Origin of the sequence: Agathobaculum sp. (assembly GCF_022775115.1) — a bacterium.
Classification (GTDB): domain Bacteria; phylum Bacillota; class Clostridia; order Oscillospirales; family Butyricicoccaceae; genus Agathobaculum.
Window position 1 is genome coordinate 1 of record NZ_JALFLA010000045.1, and the last position, 3,146, is coordinate 3,146.

The 3,146-nt window shown below is 60.8% G+C and carries 2 protein-coding genes and 2 pseudogenes; all 4 read right to left on the reverse strand.

Translation table 11 applies throughout. From position 1 onward, the window contains the following. Positions 1–320 (reverse strand): annotated as a pseudogene (locus tag MR935_RS05830) (hypothetical protein); the annotation flags it as partial. Beyond that, positions 274–1,716 (reverse strand): hypothetical protein, encoded by a 1,443-nt coding sequence (locus MR935_RS05835; protein ID WP_290571887.1) that lies wholly within the window; start codon positions 1,714–1,716, stop codon positions 274–276. The pseudogene MR935_RS05830 and the gene MR935_RS05835, both read right to left, overlap by 47 nt. Before the next feature lie 13 nt (positions 1,717–1,729). Further along, on the reverse strand, positions 1,730–2,467 hold the full coding sequence (locus tag MR935_RS05840) for a PcfB family protein (protein ID WP_290571889.1): 738 nt from the start codon (positions 2,465–2,467) through the stop codon (positions 1,730–1,732). After that, positions 2,397–3,146 (reverse strand): annotated as a pseudogene (locus MR935_RS05845) (hypothetical protein); the annotation flags it as partial. The pseudogene MR935_RS05845 and the gene MR935_RS05840, both read right to left, overlap by 71 nt.

Below are 3,146 nucleotides of genomic sequence, written 5' to 3' on the forward strand. Positions count from 1 at the left end.
CCGCCCGTTACCGTGCCGGTCTCGGTCACGCCGGGTGCAAACTGCGCCTGTCTGCTGTGCGGGAACATCGGCTCAATGCCCGCGATATCGGGCGTCAGCAGCTCGCCTGTACCCAGCACGTCAGCCGGGGGCGAGCCAAAGGCAGGCGGCACAAACGCGCTGTCCTTGCTGATGTTGATGTTGACCGGCTCACCGTCCACCACCGTGACCGGCTCGGTCGAGGTCGGCTTGCCGAAATGCCCGCCGGAGGGGGCGGCATAGGTGTAGGACAGGCTACTCGCCAAGGCCGGGGTACTCGTCGTCAGCATCGTCAGCGCCATCGTCCCGCTCAGTGCTGCCCGCAGCGCTGTCCGGCGCAGGCTCGTCCGGCTGCGCGGCGGTGTGCGGCGGCAGCTCGTCTGCCGGCTCGTCTGTCTGGTACGCGGTGTCGCAATCCGCACCCGCGTCGCTATCGTCCGGCCGTGCGTTTTCCTCGTCTGTCCTTTCCGGGGGCGCGGCAAGTGCCAGCGGGGCGCGCTGCTCGGTCTTTCTCTGCCGGTGGCTGCGGATCGCGGCCTTGACTTTGTCCAACGGCCCGAAAATATGCTGCGCTTTGCGTAGCGCTTCCTCCTCGATTTGTTTCTGCTTCTGCTTTTCACGTAATTTCATCTCCGTTTCTTGGATTTTGTTTTCGACTTTATCCGATATTTGCGCGGCGATGGCCTGCATTTGCAGCACCATACGGCGGCAGGCGGGTGGGCGCAGGGCAAACAGCAGCGCCAGCAGGCCAAACACAACGCAGAGCACCCAGCTTACGGGTATGCCGCGTTCAGGCTCCGTCTGCTGTCGGCTGATCTCCCGCAGCAGACCGGCCAGATCGGGCGGCTCAATGGTCTGCTGGGGCGGGATCGGCGCGCCGGTGTAGATGACGATGTAGCGCATGGCCTCGTTGTTGCGGTGAGAGACCTCACCGGCGTACTGTGCGGTCACCGTGTAGCCGGTCGTGCGGCTGGAGGTGGACGTGCCGGTGTAGGTCACGGTCGCCGTGTAGCGCGTCTCTGCCGTGCCGAGATTGTCGGTTTCCTCGTTCTCGCTTTTCCAGTCGATCGTGCTGAAGGTGAGCGTGCTGCCATTCTCGGTGATGGTTTTGGGGATGACGGTCATGTCCATATTTGGCATATTCGGATATTCGCGCGTGGTGCGCAGCGCTGCGGACACGCTTTCCGTGCCGGAAACCTTGGTGGATATGCTGGACACATCCAGATAGGCTGTGCCGCTGTACCCGTCCCCGGTCGTGACAGCCTTGCTCTTGGGCAACAATGCCATGACGTCATTGGCATTGTCTGAGCTGGAGGATACCGTGACCGTTTCGGTATGTACCTTGCGGTCGATATCCGGCATTTCGATGCGGAGCATATCGCGGAAGGTGTAGTGCATATCGCCGCGGTCGAAACCGTCCTGCGGGATCTGATCGGGCGAGGTGGTTTTGGGCACATCGTAGATCTTCTTGATGGTCAGCCCATCCGCGCTCATCTGCACATCAACGGGGTAGCAGATGTCCGGGGTGGTCGGTGTGTCGGTGGTCGGCGTGTCGGTGGTCGGCGCTGACGCTGCTGACGCCGTTTCTGTCTGCATGGCGGGTGCGCCTGTATCCGCTGCCATGGCAGCGGCCTGCGCCGGGGAGGCACAGGCCAGCAGCAGGGCGGCGACCGCGCAAAATTTCCTGATCTTCATCATCCTGTTCCTCTCCTTACTTGGTCAGGGTATGTTTGGGCTGCTGGGGCTGTTTTTGGTGTTGGGGCTGCTTTTGGTGCTGCCCCTCGTAGGTCATGCGATCCTTGATCTGCTCGATTCTGTCTCGCACGGACGGCTTGCCGTCTGCATTCTGCTCCTTGGTGGCGTCGGCCTTCTGTGCGCCCTGCTCCTTGGGTGCTGCGGGCGGGGACATTTGCGCCGCGCGCTGGGCGGCTGTTTGTGCTGCCGGGGGCAGGCCGAGCATATCGCCCAGCTCATCGAGCAGGGTGTGCAGCGCCGTGCGGCATTGCTCCGTGGGCGCGCCGTTGTCCCACGCCGTGCGGATATCCTGTAGGCGGGCGAGCAGGGTATCGGCGTTTTTTTGGAGCTGTTCAGTCGTAATCATCGTTGATGCCGGTCTGTGACTGGTTGTAAGCTCGGATTTCTCCAATGCGCTCTCGGACAGACCGGCCTCCGCGTTTTTTTCATCGCCCACCTGAATCTCTGCGCCGATTTTTTGCAGTATTTGATTGACCAAGCCGGCATCCTCCTGCTTGATGATAACATCTACCGTTTCCGGTGCTTGCGGGTCACGGACGATAGAGAACATCATGCCGTACTGCTTGGCAAGATCGTGGAAGTCCCGCATTTTATCCGCGTCCAGCGGAAAGGTGGTGAGCGGTTTATTCTCCGCGATCATGCTCTGGATGTTGGTCTTGCCTGTGATCTGCTTCTGGTTGCGCAGCACGGCCACCAGCAGGGCTACCAGATGTACGGAACCCTTGGCTGCCAGCCGAAGGACGGACTCTGTAATCGCCAGTTCCATGCGCAGCATCTGGTCTGCTGCGCCGCTCTCGATGCTCATATTGTTTTCCTCCTCGTGTTTTGTTTTTTTGTTCGATCTGCCGCTGCTCGGACTGCGCTTTTTGCAGCCTCAGGGAGATTTCCGGCGCGGCTCTTTGGATGGCATTGCACAAACGCAGACGCTGCCGATGCTCACGCAGTTTGGCGGTGAGCTGCTGCACTTCGCTGCGAAGCTGCTCCCTGTCCGCGTTGGGCTTGCGCCCCGCCGCGTACAAAAGTGCGCGCCGCCCGGTGAGGATATCCATCTCGTTTTGGGTCGCGGCGGCAAAGGTTTCTACGTCGGTTTTGGTATGCAGATGGTTGTCGCGGAGAAAGTAATATTGCTGCTTATAGCGGTCAAGTTTTCTCAGCTCATCCAGCATAACGCCGCGCACCCGGCGCGGCGCTTTACGCGTTTTGACCTTGCCCAGCAAGTACAAATAACGAAACAGCAGCGCGCGGAAGCCGCGCAGTTTTTTTCGCTGTTTCGGCGCACGGCTGTGCGGGAGCGGCGTGTATTTTTTCCTCCGCTCAAGCTGTTGGCGCTGCGCCTTGATGGCTTCGATGTTTTGCAGCACTTGCCCGCGCCC